Source organism: Burkholderia catarinensis (assembly GCF_001883705.2).
In the GTDB taxonomy this organism is placed as follows: domain Bacteria; phylum Pseudomonadota; class Gammaproteobacteria; order Burkholderiales; family Burkholderiaceae; genus Burkholderia; species Burkholderia catarinensis.
Map to the genome: position 1 here is coordinate 33,072 of NZ_MDEQ02000034.1, position 19,502 is coordinate 52,573.

16 protein-coding genes are annotated in these 19,502 nt (G+C 65.9%); 6 read left to right on the top strand and 10 right to left on the bottom strand.

Going from position 1 to position 19,502, the window contains the following annotated elements; genetic code table 11:
• Positions 1-53 precede the first annotated feature (53 nt).
• The 6 genes from nadC to purN form a co-directional block, all read right to left on the bottom strand.
• Positions 54-1,031 (bottom strand): carboxylating nicotinate-nucleotide diphosphorylase, encoded by a 978-nt coding sequence (nadC, locus tag BFF94_RS33420; protein ID WP_246637472.1) that lies wholly within the window; start codon positions 1,029-1,031, stop codon positions 54-56.
• The gene (gene nadA, locus BFF94_RS33425; protein ID WP_128843349.1) at positions 1,031-2,167 is read right to left on the bottom strand and encodes a quinolinate synthase NadA; all 1,137 of its coding nucleotides are present in this window, start codon (positions 2,165-2,167) and stop codon (positions 1,031-1,033) included. The genes nadC and nadA overlap by 1 nt, the downstream gene beginning before the upstream one ends.
• Positions 2,168-2,426: 259 nt before the next feature.
• Positions 2,427-3,623, bottom strand: coding sequence for a DesA family fatty acid desaturase (locus BFF94_RS33430; RefSeq protein ID WP_128843348.1), 1,197 nt, complete (start codon positions 3,621-3,623; stop codon positions 2,427-2,429).
• A gap of 220 nt (positions 3,624-3,843) precedes the next feature.
• Complete coding sequence (locus BFF94_RS33435) at positions 3,844-5,256, bottom strand: mechanosensitive ion channel family protein (protein WP_219140308.1); 1,413 nt, start codon at positions 5,254-5,256, stop codon at positions 3,844-3,846.
• Between the two features lie 18 nt (positions 5,257-5,274).
• Positions 5,275-6,540, bottom strand: coding sequence for an RsmB/NOP family class I SAM-dependent RNA methyltransferase (locus BFF94_RS33440; RefSeq protein ID WP_128843346.1), 1,266 nt, complete (start codon positions 6,538-6,540; stop codon positions 5,275-5,277).
• Complete coding sequence (gene purN, locus BFF94_RS33445; RefSeq protein WP_128843345.1) at positions 6,537-7,199, bottom strand: phosphoribosylglycinamide formyltransferase; 663 nt, start codon at positions 7,197-7,199, stop codon at positions 6,537-6,539. Before purN ends, BFF94_RS33440 begins: the two co-directional genes overlap by 4 nt.
• A gap of 122 nt (positions 7,200-7,321) precedes the next feature.
• Between purN and BFF94_RS33450 the strand changes: the two genes are divergently transcribed.
• The 5 genes from BFF94_RS33450 (at position 7,322) to dut (ending at position 13,536) form a co-directional block, all read left to right on the top strand.
• Positions 7,322-8,314, top strand: a complete 993-nt coding sequence (locus tag BFF94_RS33450; RefSeq protein ID WP_219140309.1) for a bifunctional riboflavin kinase/FAD synthetase — start codon at positions 7,322-7,324, stop codon at positions 8,312-8,314.
• A 101-nt stretch (positions 8,315-8,415) separates the two neighbouring features.
• On the top strand, positions 8,416-11,253 hold the full coding sequence (gene ileS / locus BFF94_RS33455; RefSeq protein ID WP_128842786.1) for an isoleucine--tRNA ligase: 2,838 nt from the start codon (positions 8,416-8,418) through the stop codon (positions 11,251-11,253).
• Between the two features lie 2 nt (positions 11,254-11,255).
• Positions 11,256-11,756: a signal peptidase II gene (lspA, locus tag BFF94_RS33460; protein ID WP_128842787.1), complete on the top strand. Its 501-nt coding sequence runs from the start codon at positions 11,256-11,258 to the stop codon at positions 11,754-11,756.
• Between the two features lie 67 nt (positions 11,757-11,823).
• On the top strand, positions 11,824-13,035 hold the full coding sequence (gene coaBC, locus BFF94_RS33465) for a bifunctional phosphopantothenoylcysteine decarboxylase/phosphopantothenate--cysteine ligase CoaBC (RefSeq protein WP_219140310.1): 1,212 nt from the start codon (positions 11,824-11,826) through the stop codon (positions 13,033-13,035).
• Between the two features lie 54 nt (positions 13,036-13,089).
• Positions 13,090-13,536, top strand: a complete 447-nt coding sequence (dut, locus tag BFF94_RS33470; RefSeq protein ID WP_048022604.1) for a dUTP diphosphatase — start codon at positions 13,090-13,092, stop codon at positions 13,534-13,536.
• A gap of 52 nt (positions 13,537-13,588) precedes the next feature.
• Here dut and BFF94_RS33475 read toward each other — a convergent pair whose 3' ends face one another.
• The 4 genes from BFF94_RS33475 to clpS all read right to left on the bottom strand — a co-directional run bounded on the left by BFF94_RS33475 (position 13,589) and on the right by clpS (position 18,590).
• Positions 13,589-14,359 carry a COG4705 family protein gene (locus BFF94_RS33475; protein ID WP_128842785.1) on the bottom strand — a complete coding sequence of 257 codons (771 nt, stop codon included), beginning with the start codon at positions 14,357-14,359 and terminating at the stop codon, positions 13,589-13,591.
• 136 nt (positions 14,360-14,495) lie between these two features.
• The gene (locus BFF94_RS33480; RefSeq protein ID WP_128842784.1) at positions 14,496-15,875 is read right to left on the bottom strand and encodes an amino acid permease; all 1,380 of its coding nucleotides are present in this window, start codon (positions 15,873-15,875) and stop codon (positions 14,496-14,498) included.
• A gap of 103 nt (positions 15,876-15,978) precedes the next feature.
• Complete coding sequence (gene clpA / locus BFF94_RS33485) at positions 15,979-18,279, bottom strand: ATP-dependent Clp protease ATP-binding subunit ClpA (protein ID WP_128842783.1); 2,301 nt, start codon at positions 18,277-18,279, stop codon at positions 15,979-15,981.
• Positions 18,276-18,590, bottom strand: coding sequence for an ATP-dependent Clp protease adapter ClpS (gene clpS, locus BFF94_RS33490; protein WP_006398529.1), 315 nt, complete (start codon positions 18,588-18,590; stop codon positions 18,276-18,278). The genes clpA and clpS overlap by 4 nt, the downstream gene beginning before the upstream one ends.
• Positions 18,591-19,134: 544 nt before the next feature.
• On the opposite strand from clpS, the gene BFF94_RS33495 reads away from it, so the two are divergent.
• Complete coding sequence (locus BFF94_RS33495) at positions 19,135-19,338, top strand: cold-shock protein (protein ID WP_006478030.1); 204 nt, start codon at positions 19,135-19,137, stop codon at positions 19,336-19,338.
• Positions 19,339-19,502: the final 164 nt, after the last annotated feature.

Genomic DNA, 19,502 nt, shown 5'->3' on the forward strand with positions numbered 1-19,502 from the left:
GCCGTTGGCGCGCAAACGCCAACGGCTTTCTTGTCTGATCGCGGGACGCCCGGTCAGTCGACGATCCGCATCGAATAGTCCGTTGCGCGCACGTCCTTCGTCAGCGCGCCGATCGAGATGCGATCCACGCCCGTCTCCGCGAACGCGCGCACCGTATCGAAATTGACGCCGCCCGACACTTCGAGCACGGCTTTGCCATCCGCCACGCGCACCGCTTCACGCATCATGTCGACCGTGAAGTTGTCGAGCAGCACCGACTGCGCGCGATGCGCGAGTGCCGTGTCGAGCTGCGCAAGCGTCTCGACCTCGACCTGCACGGGCACGCCCGACTCCAGCGCGAACGCCGCGTCGAGTGCCTCGCCGACGCCGCCCGCCGCCGCGATGTGGTTCTCCTTGATCAGGATGCCGTCATACAGCGCGAGACGCTGGTTTTCGCCGCCGCCGACGCGCACCGCGTATTTCTGCGCGAGCCGCAGGCCCGGCAGCGTCTTGCGCGTATCGAGGATCTTCGCGCGCGTGCCTTCGACGCGATCGACGTAACGGCGCGTCGCGGTCGCGACGCCCGACAACAGTTGCAGGAAGTTCAACCCGTTGCGCTCGGCCGTCAGCAGCGCGCGCGCCGGCCCTTCGAGTTCGCAGACGGTCGAATCGGGCGTCATCCGGTCGCCTTCGCGATAGCGCCATTGCACGACAATCGCCGGATCGATCCGGTTGATCACGGCCTCGAACCACGGCACGCCGCACAGCACGGCTTCCTCGCGCACGATGATGCGCGCGCGGCGACGTCCGCCGGCCGGCACGAGCCGCCCGGTCTGGTCGCCGTTGCCGACGTCTTCCGCAATCGCATCGGCCACGTTGCGCGCGATCGCATCGTCGAATGCCGCACCGTATTGCTCGCGGACGCTGTCGAACAGCGGGGAGACGGCAGTGGCGCCGCCTTCCTCCGGGGGAGCTGTGCATGGGACCGGAGTAAGCGCCGAAGCGCCAACTTCGGTCGACAGCGAACGAACGTGAGCGTGGGGGCCGTTCATTATGCAGCTCCCACGTTCGCAAACAGTTGCTGGTCGCGCTGCAGATCGCCGCTCGCCTGCACGCGCTTCTTGTGCGCGGCCGCGAAATCGAGCATCCGGTCGATCGGCAAGCGTGCGCGTTCACCGATCGCGGGATCGACGAAGATCTCGTTGTGACCGCGTTCGAGCACGTCGGCGAGGTTTGCGAGGCCGTTCATCGCCATCCACGGGCAGTGCGCGCAGCTCTTGCAGGTTGCGCTGTTGCCGGCCGTCGGCGCGGCGATGAAGGTCTTGCCGGGCGCCGCGAGCTGCATCTTGTGCAGGATGCCGAGATCGGTCGCGACGATGAAGTGCGTCGCATCGAGCTTGACCGCCGCATCGATCAGTTGCGTGGTCGAGCCGACGACATCGGCCTGCGCGACGACGTTTTCCGGCGACTCGGGATGGACGAGCACCTTCGCATCCGGATACTCGGCGCGCAACAGGTCGAGTTCGATACCCTTGAACTCGTCGTGGACGAGGCACGAGCCCTGCCACAGCAGCATGTCTGCGCCGGTTTTCTTCTGAATATAGCTGCCGAGATGGCGATCGGGCGCCCAGATGATCTTCTCGCCGCGTGCGTGCAGGTCGGCGATGATCTCGAGACCGATCGACGACGTGACCATCCAGTCCGCGCGTGCCTTCACGGCCGCGCTGGTGTTCGCGTAGACAACGACGGTGCGGTCGGGATGCGCATCGCAGAACGCCGAGAATTCGTCGGCCGGGCAGCCGAGATCGAGCGAGCAGGTCGCATCGAGGTCGGGCATCAGGATCCGTTTGTTCGGGCTCAGGATCTTTGCGGTTTCGCCCATGAAGCGCACGCCGGCGACGACCAGCGTCTGCGCGTCGTGATCGCGGCCGAAGCGGGCCATTTCGAGCGAATCCGCGACGCAACCGCCCGTTTCGTCGGCCAGCTCCTGCAATTCGGCGTCCACGTAGTAGTGCGCGACCAGCACGGCCTTTTCACGCACGAGCAACGCCTTGATGCGTGCCTTCAGCGCGGCGCGCTCTTCGGCGGACGGTGCATCGGGCACCTTTGCCCACGCCTGCCCCACGCCGCACACGGTCCCTGCTGCGATGGGCCGGTCGTACTCGACGGGTTTGATCGTCGATTGCATCTCCATATCTCCTGTCGACCAGAGTTAGCGCTTTAGTGCTTACTCTGGTCCCATGCTTCGCGGTCGACCAGAGTTAGCGCTTTAGCCTGCTTACCCCAGTCCCATCCCCTGTGCTCGCCCCGGGGCACCACTTTCGCGCGGCCCCAAGCCTCATACAAAATTCGGCCCTGCCGATCATCCGTCGAAAACCGGCGGCCCAAATGAAAAAACCCCGCCAACGCGGGGTTTGTGACGTCCTTAGATTCTAATCGATTTCGAATCAGGCGTAGCGACGCAGGCGCATCGCGAATTCCTGCAGCGCCTTGATGCCGCTTTGTTCCGCGCGATGACACCAATCCTGCAATTGCGCGAGAAGCTGTTCGCGCGACGCGGTCGAACGATCCCAGATCGCGGCGAGATCCTGGCGAAGCTGGAAGTACGTCTGCAGCTTCTGGCTGTTCGCGAAGATTTCCGGCAGCAGCTTCTTCTGCGGCTCGTCAAGGCCGTCGGCGTCCTTATGGAACCACTTGCGCGCGCCGCGCATCAACTGGTACTTCTCGCTCGAACCGAGTTCCTTCAGGTGCGCGAGCTCCTGGCGGTACGCACGCTTCACGGCCTTGCCGTAGCTCGCCATTACTTCGTAGCGGTTCGACAGCACGGCCTGCAGCGTTTCCTGGTCGAGCACCATCTTCGGCTTGTTCAGGCGCGGCGTCGGCGCGACCTTCTTCACCTTCGCGAGACCGAACGCCGACATGATGCGGATGTACATCCAGCCGATGTCGAACTCGTACCATTTGTTCGACAGCTTCGCCGACGTCGCGAACGTGTGGTGGTTGTTGTGCAGCTCTTCGCCGCCGATCACGATGCCCCACGGGAACAGGTTCGTGCTCGCGTCGGCCGAGTTGAAGTTGCGATAACCCCAGAAGTGACCGAAGCCGTTGACGACGCCAGCCGCCCAGAACGGAATCCAGACCATCTGCACGGCCCACACGGTCAGGCCGATCACGCCGAACAGCGCGACGTCGATCACCATCATCATGCTGATGCCGAGAATCGGGTACTTCGAATAGAGATTGCGTTCGACCCAGTCGCTCGGCGTGCCGTGGCCGAACTTGCGCATCGTCTCTTCATTCTTCGCTTCCGCGCGATACAGCTCGGCGCCTTCGAGGAACACCTTCCAGATGCCGCGCGTCTGCGGGCTGTGCGGATCTTCCTCGGTTTCGCACTTCGCGTGGTGCTTGCGGTGAATCGCGGCCCACTGACCCGTCAGCATGCCGGTCGTCATCCACAGCCAGAGGCGGAAGAAATGGCTCGCGATCGGATGCAGCTCCAGTGCGCGGTGCGCCTGGCAACGGTGCAGGTAGACCGTCACGCCGATGATCGTGACGTGCGTGACGGCGAGCGCGAACAGCGCGACCTGCCACCACGAGAAATGCAGGAGCCCGTGGGAAAGAAAATCGAGCAGGGAATTCAACAAGGCAGTTACCTGTGATGAGAGCGACGCCGGCTCGCGCAGACGTCAGAAAAATGAAAGCATACCGCGTACAGACCAGAATTTTACTGCAACCGTTCCAAGTCTTTGTAAAAAATGAACATTTTCTTGCCCTGACGCAACTCGATCAGTCCACGGGCGGACTGGGAAAGGCCCGCGATCCGGTTCCGACCGCGGGGTCGATACGATTGACGGCCGATGCGCGCTACGCAGCCGGCGCGCGCCCGTCCACCGCGCCGTTGCCGGCCGCCGGACCACTAGCCGCCGGATCGCCGGCCGCCGGATCGTGCGCGGCTGCCGTGCCGGCGGCAGGAAAGCCGTCCGGCAGCCCGACGACGCGCACTTCGCGTTGCGGGAACGGAATCGAAATCCCGTGCTCGCTGAACAGCCGCCAGATGTTGCGGTTCACGGCCGAACGCACGCCCGACGTGCCTTTCGCCGAATCCTCGATCCAGAAGCCGAGTTCCAGGTCGATCCCGTCCGCACCGAAACTCACCAGATACGGGGTCGGTGCGGGCTCCGCCAGCACGCGCGGCACGCCCTTCGCCGCGTCGGCGAGCAGCGCGAGCGCGTGCTCGACATCGCTCGTGTATGCGACCTGCACCGCGACCTTCGCATAACCGCGCGTCAGGTACGACGACTGGTTCTGCACGACATCGGTGATCAGCTTCTCGTTCGGGATCAGCGTCTCGTTGCCGTCGAGGCCGCGCACGACCGTGTAGCGCGTGCGGATCTGCGTGACGACGCCCTGCAGCCCGCCGACGCTGATCGCGTCGCCGAGCCGCAGCGACCGGTCGAGCAGGATGATGAAGCCCGACACGTAGTTGCTTGCGATCTTCTGCAGCCCGAAACCGAGGCCGACGCCCACCGCGCCGCCGAACACGCCGAGCACCGTCACGTCGATGCCGACCAGCGACAGCCCGATCAGGATCGCCGCGAACACGAGCAGCGCGCGGCCGACCCGCGACAGCACGACCTTCAGGTTCGCGTCGAGCGTGCTCGCGCGCGTGAGGCGATCCTCGAGCACCGAGCCGAGCCACATCGCGACCATCAGCGTCACGCAGACCCACAGCGCGCCGGAGATCAGCGACAGCAGCGTGAGGTGCGCGTTCGCGACGCGGAACTGCACGCTGTCGAGCCAGCCGAGCACGTCGCGCTGGATGCCGAGCACGGTCAGCACCATCGCGGCCCACACGACGGTCGACACGATCTTCTCGACGATCGACAGCCACGCATGCGTGTGGCCATCGCGCGCGAACACGCGCCGCGCGAAGAAGAACAGCACGTAGATCAGCCCGATGCCGAACAGCGGCACGAGCGCGAGCGACAGCAGCGACGTCGACATGAACGGGTCGAACGCGAGCTGCGCGCCACCCGCGAAAACGCCGCCGAACAACGGGAACAGCGCGCGCTTCAGGCTTTGCGCGCCCGCGCCGGGCGCGCGTCCGGCCGCCCGGCGGCGCGCATCGATCCGGCCGTGCACGAAGCGCGCGGCCACCCAAGCGAAACACAGCGCACCGACGAGGATCGCCGCCTGCCAGATCATCACCGGCTGGTGGAAATCGCGCATCACCGATGCCAGCCGGTGCGACAGCAGCCGGCTCTGCAGATTCTCCATCGTTCGTCCGGGCCGTCGTTACTGCGCAGCGCGGCGTTCGAGCACCGCGGCGAAGAAGCCGTCGGTCGCGTGACGGTGCGGCCACAGCGACAGGTAGTCGCCCGTCTCGATCGTGATGCGCTGCTCTTCCAGCACCTTCTGCGCAGGCACCAGCACGAACTCGGGATGGTCGGCCAGGAACTGCTCGACGATGCGCTCGTTCTCCGCGTCGAGCACGCTGCAGGTTGCGTAGACGAGCCGGCCGCCCTTCTTCACGAGGCGTGCGGCGCTCGCGAGGATCGACGCCTGTTTCGGCGCCAGCTCGTCGATCGCCGTGCGCGTCTGGCGCCACTTCAGGTCGGGGTTGCGGCGCAGCGTGCCGAGGCCGCTGCACGGCGCATCGACCAGCACGCGGTCGATCTTGCCGGCGAGCCGCTTGATCTTCGCGTCGTGCTCGCTGTCGATCAGCACGGGGTTCACGTTCGACAGCCCGCTGCGCGCGAGGCGCGGCTTCAGCTTCGCGAGGCGCTTTTCCGACACGTCGAATGCATAGAGGCGCCCGGTCGAACGCATCATCGCGCCCAGCGCGAGCGTCTTGCCGCCCGCGCCCGCGCAAAAATCGACGACCATCTCGCCGCGGCGCGGTGCGACCAGCGAGCACAGCAGCTGGCTGCCTTCGTCCTGCACCTCGATCGCGCCTTCCTCGAACAGCCTCAGGCGCGTCAGCGCCGGCTTGCCGACCACGCGCACGCCGAACGGTGAAAACGGCGTCGCGCCCGCGTCGATGCCTTCCGCGCGCAGCCCGTCGATTACCTGATCACGGCTGGCCTTCTGCGCGTTGGCGCGCAGGTCGAGCGGCGCCGGATAATTCAACGCGGCGGCGAGCTGCGCGAGCTCCTCGGCGTCGAAACGGGCCGACAGCGCCTGGTGGATCCAGTCGGGCAGGTTCGTGCGAATGCGCACCGGCAGGCTCGCCGGGTCGATTTTCGACACGTGCTCGAGCCACGCGGACTCGGTGTCGGACAAAAACGGCCTCAGCGCGTTGCGGCCGGCCGTCTGCATCAGGCCGAGCAGCGTGAGGCGCCGCGCGGGGGTGCCCGTGCCGCTCTCGGCGAGATGCGAAAACTCCATCTTCCGGCGCAGCACCGCGAACACCGCCTCGGCGATCACGCCGCGCTCGGCATGCCCGAGCTTCGGGTGCGCGCGGAAAAACCGGCTCGTCGTCGCGTCGGCGGGGCCGGCGAACTTCAGCACCTCGGCCAGCAAAGTCTCGGTCTGGCCGATCAGGAATCCGTGCAGTTTCATACGCCCTCACTCGTTTCGGTATGCGGTTGATCCGCGAAAATCCAGCGCGCCTCTTCCGGCGCCACCACTGCACGGCCGTTCTCGAGACGCAAACGCCCCTCGACGAACCAGCGTACCGCGCGCGGATACAGCACATGCTCGACCGTCAGCACGCGCTGCGCGAGCGCGGCTGCATCGTCGCCCGCGCGCACGGGCACCGCGCCCTGCGCGACGATCGCGCCGCTGTCGAGTTCGGGAATGACGAAGTGCACGCTCGCGCCATGCAGCGCGACACCGGCGTCGAGCGCCTGCTGGTGCGTGTGGATGCCCTTGAAGCTCGGCAGCAGCGACGGATGGACGTTCAGCAGCCGGCCCTCGTATCGTCTGACGAATGCCGGCGTGAGGATGCGCATGAAGCCCGCGAGGACGACGAGATCGGGCGCGAAACGGTCGATCTCGGCGGCGAGCGCCGCGTCGAAGCTGTCGCGGCCGTCGAACGACCGGTGGTCGACCACCGCCGTCGCCACCCCGTGCGACGCGGCAAAAGCCAGGCCGGCCGCATCGGGCCGGTTGGCGATCACGGCGGCAACCTCGGCCGGCCAGCGTTCCCGCGCGCACGCGCGGACGATGGCCTCCATGTTGCTGCCGCGACCGGAAATCAGGATCACGAGTTTTTTCATCCGCGAATTTTACCATTCGCCCCCGCGTTTCCCGCCTTCTCGGCCGCCGACCCGCCCGAACGTTTATAATCTTCTGCTTTGCGGCATCCCACCGCCCATTCCCCGACGCTGCATCCGCTATCGTGAAAGTCTTCCGCGGCCTGCCCAACGCCGAGAGCCGCGCGCCGTGCGCGCTGACGATCGGCAACTTCGACGGTGTCCATCGCGGCCACCAGGCCCTGCTCGCGCGCGTGCGCGCGGCAGCGGACGCGCGCGGCCTGCCCGTGTGCGTGATGACTTTCGAGCCGCACCCGCGCGAATTCTTCAACCCGGCCGGTGCGCCGCCGCGCATCGCAATGCTGCGCGACAAGCTCGAGGCGCTGCGCGATCACGGCGTGGATCGCGTCGTCGTCGAGCACTTCAACCACACGTTCGCGAGCCAGTCGCCGCAGGCGTTCGTCGAGCGCACGCTGGTGAACGGGCTGCACACGCGCTGGATGATGGTCGGCGACGATTTCTGCTACGGCGCGAAGCGCGCGGGCACCTTCGACACGCTGAAGGCGGCCGGCGAGCTGCACGGCTTCGAGGTCGAGCAGATGGGCACGGTGGCCGGCAGCGACGGCACGCGCATCTCCAGCTCGGGCGTGCGCGCCGCGCTCGCGGCCGGCGATCTCGCCGCGGCCGCGCAGGCGCTCGGCCACGGCTATGCGATCAGCGGCCACGTCGCGCACGGGCTGAAGCTCGGCCGCGACCTCGGCTTCCCGACGCTGAACCTGCCGATCGCGCACAAGCGGCCGGCGCTCGCGGGCATCTTCGTCGTGCAGGTGCACGGCCTCGGCCCCGACCCGCTGCCGGGCGTCGCGAGCCTCGGCCTGCGCCCGACCGTCGACGATTCGGGCCGCGTGCTGCTCGAAGTCCACCTGCTCGACTGGCACGGCGATGCGTACGGCAAGCTCGTCCGCGTCGAATTCCTGAAGAAGCTGCGCGACGAGGCGAAATTCGACGATCTCGAGGCGCTGTCGCGCGCGATCGCGCTGGATGTCGCGAATGCGCGCGCGTACTTCATCGAGCGCGATCGTGCGCCGGGCAGCCGCGCCACGGGCTTCTCGACGTCGGCCACCGACCGAATTAGCTGATCCGGACGGCGGCGCCCCGCGCCGCACCCTCGCGCCGCCCACTCGCGCGCATACCCGATTCACGACGCACGAGCGTCCCCCGATTTGATAGCGATCCCATCATGAGCAACAAGAAAGCCGATTCGAAACCGCAGGCCAAGTATCCGGTCAACCTGCTCGACACGCCGTTCCCGATGCGCGGCGACCTGCCCAAGCGCGAGCCGCAGTGGGTCAAGGAATGGGAAGAGCGTGGCATCTACGACAAGATCCGCGCAGCCAGCCAGGGCCGGCCGAAGTTCATCCTGCACGACGGCCCGCCGTATGCGAACGGCGACATCCACCTCGGCCACGCCGTCAACAAGATCCTGAAGGACATCGTCGTCAAGTCGCGCAACATGGCCGGCTTCGACGCGCCGTACGTGCCGGGCTGGGATTGCCACGGGATGCCGATCGAGATCCAGATCGAGAAACAGTTCGGCAAGTCGCTGCCGGCGGCCGAAGTGATGAGCAAGGCACGCGCGTACGCGACCGAGCAGATCGAGAAGCAGAAGGTCGGCTTCAAGCGCCTCGGCGTGCTCGGCGACTGGGCCAATCCGTACAAGACGATGAACTTCGTCAACGAGGCGGAAGAAATCCGCGCGCTCGGCAAGATCATCGAGAAGGGCTATGTGTACCGCGGGCTGAAGCCGGTGAACTGGTGCTTCGACTGCGGCTCGGCGCTCGCGGAAGCGGAAGTCGAGTACAAGGACCGCACCGATCCGACGATCGACGTGATGTTCGCGTTCGCGGAGCCTGAAAAGACCGCGCAGGCGTTCGGCCTGCCGGCACTGCCGCGCGCCGAGGGCGGCATCGTGATCTGGACCACCACGCCGTGGACGATCCCCGCGAACCAGGCGCTGAACCTCCATCCGGAAATCGTCTACGCGCTGGTCGACACCGAGCGCGGGCTGCTGATCATCGCGGAAGAGCGCGTCGCCGCGTGCATGGCCGATTTCAAGCTGACGGGGCGCGTCGTCGCGACCGCGTCCGGCGTGAAGCTCGCGAACCTGCGCTTCCACCACCCGCTCGCATCGGCCCACCCCGGCTACAAGCGCACCGCGCCCGTCTACCTCGGCGACTACGTGACGACCGACACGGGTACCGGCGTCGTGCACTCGTCGCCCGCGTACGGCATCGAGGACTTCATGTCCTGCAAGGCGCACGGGATGACCGACTCGGACTTCATCAACCCGGTGATGGGCGACGGCCGCTATATCGAATCGCTGCCGCTGTTCGGCGGCCTGTCGATCTGGGATGCGAACCCGAAGATCGTCGAGGCGCTGAACGCGGCCGGCTCGCTGCTGCGCAGCGAGAAGTACACGCACAGCTACATGCACTGCTGGCGCCACAAGACGGCGATCATCTACCGTGCCACCTCGCAGTGGTTCGCCGGCATGGACGTGACGCCGCGCGACGGCGGCAAGACGCTGCGCGAAGCGGCGCTCGAAGGCATCGACGCGACCGCGTTCTACCCGTCGTGGGGCAAGCAGCGCCTGTTCAGCATGATCGCGAACCGTCCCGACTGGACGCTGTCGCGCCAGCGCCAGTGGGGCGTGCCGATGGCGTTCTTCGTGCACAAGGAAACCGGCGAACTGCACCCGCGCACGCTCGAACTGCTCGAGGAAATCGCGAAGCGCGTCGAGCAGTCGGGCATCGAGGCCTGGCAGTCGCTCGACCCGCGCGAGCTGATCGGCGACGACGCGAACCTGTACGAAAAGAACCGCGACACGCTCGACGTGTGGTTCGACTCGGGCACGACGCACTGGCACGTGCTGCGCGGCTCGCACAAGGATCAGCTGCAGTTCCCGGCCGACCTGTACCTCGAAGGCTCGGACCAGCATCGCGGCTGGTTCCACTCGTCGCTCTTGACCGCATCGATGATCGACGGCTGCGCGCCGTACAAGGGCCTGCTCACGCACGGCTTCACGGTCGACGGCGAAGGCCGCAAGATGAGCAAGTCGCTCGGCAACGGCATCGACCCGCATGAAGTCGCGAACCGACTCGGCGCGGAAATCATCCGCCTGTGGATCGCATCGACCGACTACTCGGGCGAGCTCGCGATCTCCGAGGAAATCCTGAAGCGCGTGACCGAAGGCTATCGCCGCATCCGCAACACGCTGCGCTTCCTGCTCGCGAACCTGTCGGACTTCGACTATACGCAGCACGCGGTGCCCGTCGACGAATGGCTCGAGATCGATCGCTATGCGGTCGCGTTCTCGGAGCAACTGCAGACGGAACTGCTCGGCCACTATGAGAAGTACGAATTCCACCCGGTCGTCGCGAAGCTGCAGACGTATTGCTCGGAAGATCTCGGCGGCTTCTACCTCGACGTGCTGAAGGACCGCCTGTACACGAGCGCGGCCGATTCGCGCGCACGCCGCTCCGCGCAGACGGCGCTGTACCACCTGACGCACGGCCTGCTGCGCGTGCTCGCGCCGTTCCTGTCGTTCACGGCTGAAGAAGCGTGGAAGGTGTTCCAGCCGGCCAGCGACACGATCTTCACGGAAACTTACTACGCGTATCCGGCAGTCGCCGGCTCGGCCGCGCTGATCGAGAAGTGGGCGCTGCTGCGCGATGTGCGCGGCAACGTGACGAAGGCGCTCGAGGAAGCGCGCACCGCGAACCGCATCGGTTCGTCGCTGCAGGCGGAAGTCGCCGTGCATGCGAGCGGCGCGCGTTACGACGCGCTCACGAGCCTCGGCGAAGACCTGAAGTTCGTGCTGATCACGTCGGCCGCGACGGTCGTCAAGGTCGACGACGAAGCGCAGGAGAGCGTCGACGTAGCTGCGTCGAAGTACCAGAAGTGCGAACGCTGCTGGCACTACCGTGAAGATGTCGGCGCGCACGCCGATCATCCGACGCTGTGCGGCCGCTGCTTCTCCAACCTGTTTGAAAACGGCGAAATCCGGAGCGCTGCTTGACTATGGCGAAAACCCTGTCGAAACCGGCCAGCGGCGCGCTTGCGCCCTGGCTCGGCATTTCGCTGATCGTGATCCTGTTCGACCAACTGTCGAAGATCGCGATCCTGAAAACGTTCGCGTACGGCGCGCAGCACGCGCTGACGTCGTTCTTCAACCTCGTGCTGGTGTACAACCGCGGCGCCGCGTTCGGCTTCCTGTCGACCGCGGGCGGCTGGCAGCGCTGGGCGTTCACCGCGCTCGGGATCGGCGCGACGCTCGTGATCTGCTTCCTGCTGCGCCGCCACGGCCAGCAGCGGCTGTTCAGCCTGTCGCTCGCGCTGATCCTCGGCGGCGCGCTCGGCAACGTGATCGACCGGCTCGTCTACGGCCACGTGATCGACTTCCTCGATTTCCACCTCGGCGCCTGGCACTTCCCGGCGTTCAACCTCGCCGATTCCGCGATCACGATCGGCGCGGTGCTGCTGATCTACGACGAACTGCGTCGCGTGCGCGGCTCGCGCTAAGCGCGCATACTCGGCGTCGACGGCCGGCTTCGCGCCGGCCGTTCCGTTCGCCCCTTGGAGGCCTGAGTTGGCACACGCAGAACTCGCAGGAAAACACCTCGTTCTCGGCCTGACCGGCGGCATCGCCTGCTACAAGATCGCCGAGCTCACCCGGCTGCTCACGAAGGCCGGCGCGACCGTGCAGGTCGCGATGACCGAAGCCGCCACCCAGTTCATCACGCCCGTCACGATGCAGGCGCTGTCGGGCCGGCCCGTCTATACGAGCCAGTGGGACGCGCGCATCGACAACAACATGGCGCACATCGACCTGTCGCGCGAAGCCGACGCGATCGTGATCGCGCCCGCGTCGACGGATTTCCTCGCGAAGCTCGCGCACGGGTTCGCGGACGACCTGCTGTCGACGCTGTGCGTCGCGCGCGACTGTCCGCTGCTGGTCGTCCCCGCAATGAACCGCCAGATGTGGCAAAACCCGGCCACGCAGCGCAACGTCGCGCAACTGCGCGCGGACGGCGTGTCGGTGCTCGGCCCCGATTCGGGCGCGCAGGCGTGCGGCGAAGTCGGCGATGGCCGCATGCTCGAACCCGAGGCGATCTATGAAGCAATCGTCGCGCACTTCGCGCCGAAGGTGCTCGCGCACCGGCGCGTGCTGATCACGGCCGGCCCGACGTTCGAGCCGCTCGACCCGGTGCGCGGCCTCACGAACCGCTCGAGCGGCAAGATGGGCTTCGCGCTCGCGCGCGCCGCGCAGCAGGCCGGCGCCGACGTGCATCTCGTCGCGGGGCCGGTGGCGCTCGACACGCCGTGGGGCGTCTACCGCCAGGACGTGCAGACCGCACAGCAGATGTACGACGCGGTGATGCAGGCCGTCGCCGATGCCGACATCTTCATCGCGGTGGCCGCGGTCGCCGACTGGCGCGTCGATCAGCCGGCCGAGCACAAGATGAAGAAGACGGCCGACCGCAAGATGCCGGCGCTCGCGTTCGTCGAGAACCCCGACATCCTCGCGTCCGTCGCGGCGCTGCCCGATCCGCCGTTCTGCGTCGGGTTCGCGGCCGAAAGCGGCGACCTCGATGTGCACGGCGACGAGAAGCGCAAGCGCAAGAACGTGCCGCTGCTCGTGGGCAACCTCGGCCCGCTGACGTTCGGCCGCGACGACAACGAAGTCGTGCTGTTCGAGGCCGCCGGCCTCACGCGCCTGCCGCGTGCGCCGAAGGACGAACTCGCGCATGCGCTCGTCGCGGAAATCGCGAAGCGCCTGCCCGACAACCGCCTGATCTGATCTCTCGCGCGGCGGCCTCGCCGCCGCGCCCTTCCCGACCGATTCGACGACCGCATGAAACTCGACCTGAAGATTCTCGACGCGCGCATGCGCGACTACCTGCCCGCCTACGCCACCACCGGCAGCGCGGGCCTCGACCTGCGCGCATGCCTCGACGCACCGGTCACGCTGCAGCCGGGCGAAACGACCCTCGTGCCGACGGGCCTCGCGATCCATCTCGCCGATCCCGGCTATGCAGCGCTGATCCTGCCGCGCTCGGGCCTCGGCCACAAGCACGGAATCGTGCTCGGCAACCTCGTCGGCCTGATCGACTCCGACTACCAGGGCCAGCTGATGGTCTCGACGTGGAACCGCGGCCAGGCCGAATTCGTGCTGAACCCGTTCGAACGGCTCGCGCAGCTCGTGATCGTGCCGGTCGTGCAGGCTCAGTTCAACATCGTCGATGACTTCGCCGAAAGCGATCGCGGCGAAGGCGGCTTCGGCAGCACCGGCCGCCACTGAGCGACGCAACGCAAAAAAGGGGCCGAGGCCCCTTTCTTTTTTCCCTTCGCCGTTACTGATCGACCGGCTGCGCGATCCGCGCGGGCGCCAGTTCGCGTCGCCGCGCCTGCGCGACGCTCGCGTAGATCACCAGCGCGACCAGCACGCCGAGCAGCACCGCCGACGAGCCGACCGTGCCGAGCGCGAGGCCGCCCTTCGCAACCGGCTTCGTCAGCAGGTCGCCGACCGTCGCGCCGAACGGACGCGTGAGCACGAATGCGGCCCAGAACAGCAGCACACCGGAGATCCGCGTGAAGTAGTGCGCAAGCACGATCACCGCGAGCAGCCCGCCGATCAGCAGCGCGCCGCCGCCGAAACCGAGCCCCGAGCTGTCCGCGAGGAAATCGCCGAGCGCGGTGCCAAGCGTGTTCGAGAACAGGATCGCGATCCAGTACAGCAGCTCGACCTTGCGCGTACGGATCAGGTCGACCGACAGCGATTCGCCGCTGAGCCGCCAGACCGCGAAGATCGCCAGCAGGATCGCGACGAGGATCGACGAGCCGGCCGCATAGCCGAGGCCGAGCGTACGGTCCATGAAGTCGGACATCGTCGTGCCGGCCGTGCTCGTCGCGACGATCACGGCCCAGTAGATCGCCGGGCGATAGCGCGCCGTCTTGAGCTGCGCGCCCAGCGTCACCAGAAAGAAGCCGAACAGCAGGATCGAGCTCACCGCGTAGCCGACGTTCAGCGTCATCGACAGCAGGTCGCCGCCGGTTTCGCCGAGCGTCGTCGCGCAGATCTTCATGATCCAGAACGCGAGCGTGATTTCAGGAAGTTTGTTCATTCGAACCCCTTTTACAGGAAAGCGGCGAGCCGGCGCGTGCCGGCCCGCCTTGCAGACAGGATCGAATGTAGCCGCCGCCGGCTTAACGGAACCTTAGCAAGGGGGAAGAACGGTGCGGCCGGCACGAACACGCCCGTCAACGTGCGTGTTCGTGCCGGTAGTGCAGCGCATACGCGAGCGTCAGCAGCACGACGAACACGACGCCGACCAGCATCGTCATCCGGAATTCGCGCGTGAACGCGGTCGTCAACAGGATCGCCGCGACGAGCCCCGCACCGAGCAGGCTGCCGAACGGATGCCCCCACATCCGGAACGAGAGCGCGGGGCCGCGATACTGCGACCGGAAGCGCAGGTGCGTGACGAAGATCATCAGCCACGTGAACAGCGCGCCGAACATCGCGATCGCCATCATCACGGTGAACGCCGTATCGGGCGCCAGCGCGACCAGCACGGCCGCCACCGCGACGCCGCTCGTCGAAATCCACAGCGCCGCGCGCGGCACGCCGTTCGTGCCGAGCCGGCCGAACACCGCGGGTGCGAGCCGCGCGCGCGACAGGCTGAACATCATCCGCGTCGTCACATAGAGCTGGCTGTTCATCGCCGACAGCGCCGCGATCAGCAGCACGAAGTTGATCACGCCTGCCGCGTACGGCACGTGCGTCGCGGCCATCACCTTCACGAACGGGCTTTCGTCGGTGCCGGCCTGCGTCCACGGCACGATCGCGAGCATCAGCGACAGCGTCAGCAGGTAGAACAGCACGAGCCGGAACACGGTCGAGCGGAACGCACGCGTGACCGCGTGCTGCGGGTCGCGCGCCTCGCCGGCCGCGATCGCGACGGCTTCGATGCTCATGTAGCTGAAGATCGCGACGATCACCGCAACCCAGGCGCCCCACGGCCCCTTCGGCATGAAGCCGCCATGCGCGGTGTAGTTCGCGAAGCCGATGCCCGATGCGGCCGGCGCCGACCACACGAGATAGGCGCCGAGCACGATGAACACGACGATCGCCGCGATCTTCAGCAGCGAGAACGCGTATTCGACCGAGCCGTACAGCGTGACGCTCGCGAGGTTCACCGCGATCAGCAGCACGGAGAAGCCGATCACCCAGTACCAGCCGGGCACGGCCGGAAACCAGTACTTCATGAACACGGCGATCGCGCTGATCTCGGTGCCGATCGCGAACACGACCGCGAACCAGTACGCATAGCGCACGAGAAAACCCGCGAGCGGGCCGACGTAGTGCTCGGCATACGCGCCGAACGAGCCGGCCGTCGGATGCGCGACGGTCATTTCCGCGAGCGCGCCCATCAGCAGCAGCGCGATCAGCGCACCGATCGCATACGAGACCAGCACGCTCGGGCCGGCGAGCCCGATCGCGAACCCGCTGCCGAGGAACAGCCCCGTGCCGATCGCGCCGCCGATCGCGATCATCGCCATCTGCCCCGACGTCAGCGCGTGGCGCAACCCTTGTTCGCGCGCGACGATGCTGTCGAACGACCGTTGTTGTTGTGTCACTGCGTTACCACTCCCCTGCCCCACCATCGCGCCGCCGGCGCCAGATAAAGCGAAACGGCGCGGAGAACTTCCCGCGCCGTTCGCATGAACAACGAATTATCGCTTACTCGACTTCGACCGTCTCTTCGTTCGGCTTGTGCGGCGGATTCGCCAGCTTGTCGAACGACAACTGCACCTTGTCGCTTTCGTCGACATCGACCGTCACGTGACCGCCGTTGACGAGCTTGCCGAACAGCAGTTCGTCGGCCAGCGCGCGACGGATCGTGTCCTGGATCAGCCGCTGCATCGGCCGCGCGCCCATCAGCGGGTCGAAGCCGTGCTTCGCGAGATGCTTGCGCAACGCGTCGGTGAACAGCGCGTCGACCTTCTTCTCGTGCAGCTGTTCCTCGAGCTGGATCAGGAACTTGTCGACCACGCGCATGATGATTTCCTCATCGAGCGAGCGGAAGCTGATGATCGAATCGAGGCGGTTGCGGAACTCCGGCGTGAACAGGCGCTTGATGTCGGTCATCTCGTCGCCCGTTTCGCGGCGCGTCGTGAAACCGATCGTCGCCTTCTGCATCGACTCGGCGCCGGCGTTCGTCGTCATGATGATGATGACGTTGCGGAAATCCGCCTTGCGGCCGTTGTTGTCCGTCAGCGTGCCGTGGTCCATCACCTGCAGCAGCACGTTGAAGATGTCCGGATGCGCCTTCTCGATTTCGTCGAGCAGCAGCACGCAATGCGGCTTCTTCGTGACGGCTTCGGTCAGGAGCCCGCCCTGGTCGAACCCGACGTAGCCCGGCGGCGCGCCGATCAGGCGGCTCACCGCGTGACGCTCCATGTACTCCGACATGTCGAAGCGGATCAGCTCGATGCCGAGCGTGAACGCGAGCTGGCGCGCCACTTCGGTCTTGCCGACGCCGGTCGGGCCGGAGAACAGGAACGCGCCGATCGGCTTGTCCATCTTGCCGAGGCCCGCGCGCGCCATCTTGATCGATGCCGCCAGCGCGTCGATCGCCGGATCCTGGCCGAACACGACGCTCTTCAGGTCGCGGTCGAGCGTCTGCAGCTTGCTGCGATCGTCCTGCGACACGCTCTGCGGCGGCACGCGCGCGATCTTCGAGATGATTTCCTCGATCTCGCCCTTGCCGATCGTCTTCTTCTGCTTCGACTTCGGCAGGATGCGCTGCGCGGCGCCCGCCTCGTCGATCACGTCGATCGCCTTGTCGGGCAAATGACGATCGGTGATGAAGCGCGCCGACAGTTCGGCCGCGGCCGACAGCGCACCCGACGAATACTTGACGCCGTGATGCTCCTCGAAGCGCGACTTCAGACCGCGCAGGATCGCGACCGTCTGCTCGACGGTCGGCTCGGTCACGTCGACTTTCTGGAAGCGCCGCGACAGCGCCGCATCCTTCTCGAAGATGCCGCGATACTCGGTGAAGGTCGTCGCGCCGATGCACTTGAGCACGCCCGACGACAGCGCCGGCTTCAGCAGGTTCGACGCATCGAGCGTGCCGCCCGACGCGGCGCCCGCGCCGATCAGCGTGTGGATTTCATCGATGAACAGGATCGCGTGCGGACGCTCCTTGAGCTCCTTCAGCACGGTCTTCAGGCGCTGCTCGAAATCGCCGCGGTACTTGGTGCCCGCGAGCAGCGCGCCCATGTCGAGCGAGTAGACCTGCGCGTTCGCGAGGATGTCGGGCACTTCACCGCGCGTGATGCGATAGGCGAGCCCTTCCGCGATCGCGGTCTTGCCGACGCCGGCCTCGCCGACGAGCAGCGGATTGTTCTTGCGGCGACGGCACAGCACCTGCACGACGCGCTCGACCTCGGGCTCGCGACCGATCAGCGGATCGATGCGGCCGTCCTTCGCCATCTGGTTCAGGTTCTGCGTGAACTGCGCGAGCGGCGTTTCCTTCTGCGCATTCGCGTCTTCGCTTTCCGCGCTCGCGTCGGCCGACTTCGCGGCTTCGCCGCTGTTCGTCTTCGCGATGCCGTGCGAAATGAAGTTCACGACGTCGAGGCGCGTGACGCCCTGCTGCTGCAGGTAATACACCGCGTGCGAATCCTTCTCGCCGAAGATCGCGACCAGCACGTTCGCGCCGGTGACTTCCTTCTTGCCGTTCGACGTCGACTGGACGTGCATGATCGCGCGCTGGATCACGCGCTGGAAACCGAGCGTCGGCTGGGTATCGACATCGTCGGTACCCGGGACGGTAGGTGTGTTGTCGTGGATGAAATTGCGCAGGTTCTGACGCAGGTCCTCGATGTTTGCCGCGCACGCGCGCAACACCTCGGCTGCCGTCGGATTATCCAGCAGGGCCAGCAGCAGATGCTCGACCGTAATGAACTCATGGCGCGCCTGGCGTGCTTCCATGAACGCCATGTGCAGGCTGACTTCCAATTCCTGGGCAATCATGCTTCCTCCATCACGCACTGCAGCGGATGCCCGGCCTGCCGCGCATGGGTAACGACTTGCTCAACCTTGGTCGACGCGATGTCCCGCGTATAGACCCCACATACCCCTCGCCCTTCGCGATGGACCTTCAGCATGATCTGCGTGGCCGTCTCGCGATCCTTCTTGAAATACTCCTGGACGACCATCACGACGAACTCCATCGGCGTGAAGTCGTCGTTCAGCAGCACCACCTTGTACATCGAAGGCGGCTTGAGCTTCTGCTGCTTGCGTTCCAGGACGGTGCTGTCCTGCTTGTCCGGGATAATCGCCATACACCCATTCTAAACAACTCGGACAGGCCCGCAATCCTGCCATTACCCGACCGACCGGCCGGCGCCCTCCCCGGAATCCCGGAACACGCGATCGCTCTCGCGCCACACGAAAGCCGGCTGCGGTGCCGGCTTTCACGCGTGGCGCGGAACACGAACCTTCAGGGGGAATCGCACCGGAACGTCGCATCCGCATCCAGTATCCCACAAGCCGGGACGACTCGAACGCGTGTCACTCGAGCCTGGTATATGAGCCGATTATGCGGCTTTTCAAGTCCCCGCGCTTGGCCGCATGCTGCAAAGCAAAGCCGGAAAAACCCTGAAAATGGGTTCTTTACAACGACCCTCTAACCGTCTAAAAATTCCTCTTGACACTCCAATAAAGAGCGCCAACAATCAAGCTGGCACTTTTTTCAAATTGCCAGTTGGCAAAATGAAAGAGGCCGAGGTGAGCTTGTGAGGGGGGAACGGCTGCATTTTCAGGTCGTTTAGCTTTTCGAGCGTGCTCGTGGTAAGTAGCAGCGACTGTGTGACAGGGGAAGTAGGTATGGCAACTGGTATCGTTAAGTGGTTCAACGACGCGAAGGGCTTCGGTTTCATCACTCCCGACGAGGGCGGTGAGGATCTGTTTGCGCACTTCTCGGCTATCACCATGAATGGCTTCAAGACGTTGAAGGAAGGCCAGAAGGTGAGCTTTGACGTCGTTCAAGGACCGAAGGGCAAGCAAGCGTCGAACATCCAGGCCGCATAAGGCATCGGATATCGGACGAAGAAACCCGGCGCAATGCGCCGGGTTTCTTTTTTTTCAGGCCGGCCAATTGATAATCGATTGGCCGGCCTTTTTGTTCAATCCCGATAATTGAACACGTATTGTCTTGTCACGCACGCAGAATAGATACTCATCCCGCACGTGAA

What these genes read in the sequence shown, in the direction of transcription:
- nadC (WP_246637472.1), bottom strand. Translation starts at nt 1,031, where the DNA reads ATGAACGGCCCCCACGCTCACGTTCGTTCGCTGTCGACCGAAGTTGGC.
- nadA (WP_128843349.1), bottom strand. Translation starts at nt 2,167, where the DNA reads ATGCAATCGACGATCAAACCCGTCGAGTACGACCGGCCCATCGCAGCA.
- BFF94_RS33435 (WP_219140308.1), bottom strand. Translation starts at nt 5,256, where the DNA reads ATGGAGAATCTGCAGAGCCGGCTGCTGTCGCACCGGCTGGCATCGGTG.
- BFF94_RS33440 (WP_128843346.1), bottom strand. Translation starts at nt 6,540, where the DNA reads ATGAAACTGCACGGATTCCTGATCGGCCAGACCGAGACTTTGCTGGCC.
- purN (WP_128843345.1), bottom strand. Translation starts at nt 7,199, where the DNA reads ATGAAAAAACTCGTGATCCTGATTTCCGGTCGCGGCAGCAACATGGAG.
- ileS (WP_128842786.1), top strand. Translation starts at nt 8,416, where the DNA reads ATGAGCAACAAGAAAGCCGATTCGAAACCGCAGGCCAAGTATCCGGTC.
- lspA (WP_128842787.1), top strand. Translation starts at nt 11,256, where the DNA reads ATGGCGAAAACCCTGTCGAAACCGGCCAGCGGCGCGCTTGCGCCCTGG.
- dut (WP_048022604.1), top strand. Translation starts at nt 13,090, where the DNA reads ATGAAACTCGACCTGAAGATTCTCGACGCGCGCATGCGCGACTACCTG.
- BFF94_RS33475 (WP_128842785.1), bottom strand. Translation starts at nt 14,359, where the DNA reads ATGAACAAACTTCCTGAAATCACGCTCGCGTTCTGGATCATGAAGATC.
- clpA (WP_128842783.1), bottom strand. Translation starts at nt 18,279, where the DNA reads ATGATTGCCCAGGAATTGGAAGTCAGCCTGCACATGGCGTTCATGGAA.
- clpS (WP_006398529.1), bottom strand. Translation starts at nt 18,590, where the DNA reads ATGGCGATTATCCCGGACAAGCAGGACAGCACCGTCCTGGAACGCAAG.
- BFF94_RS33495 (WP_006478030.1), top strand. Translation starts at nt 19,135, where the DNA reads ATGGCAACTGGTATCGTTAAGTGGTTCAACGACGCGAAGGGCTTCGGT.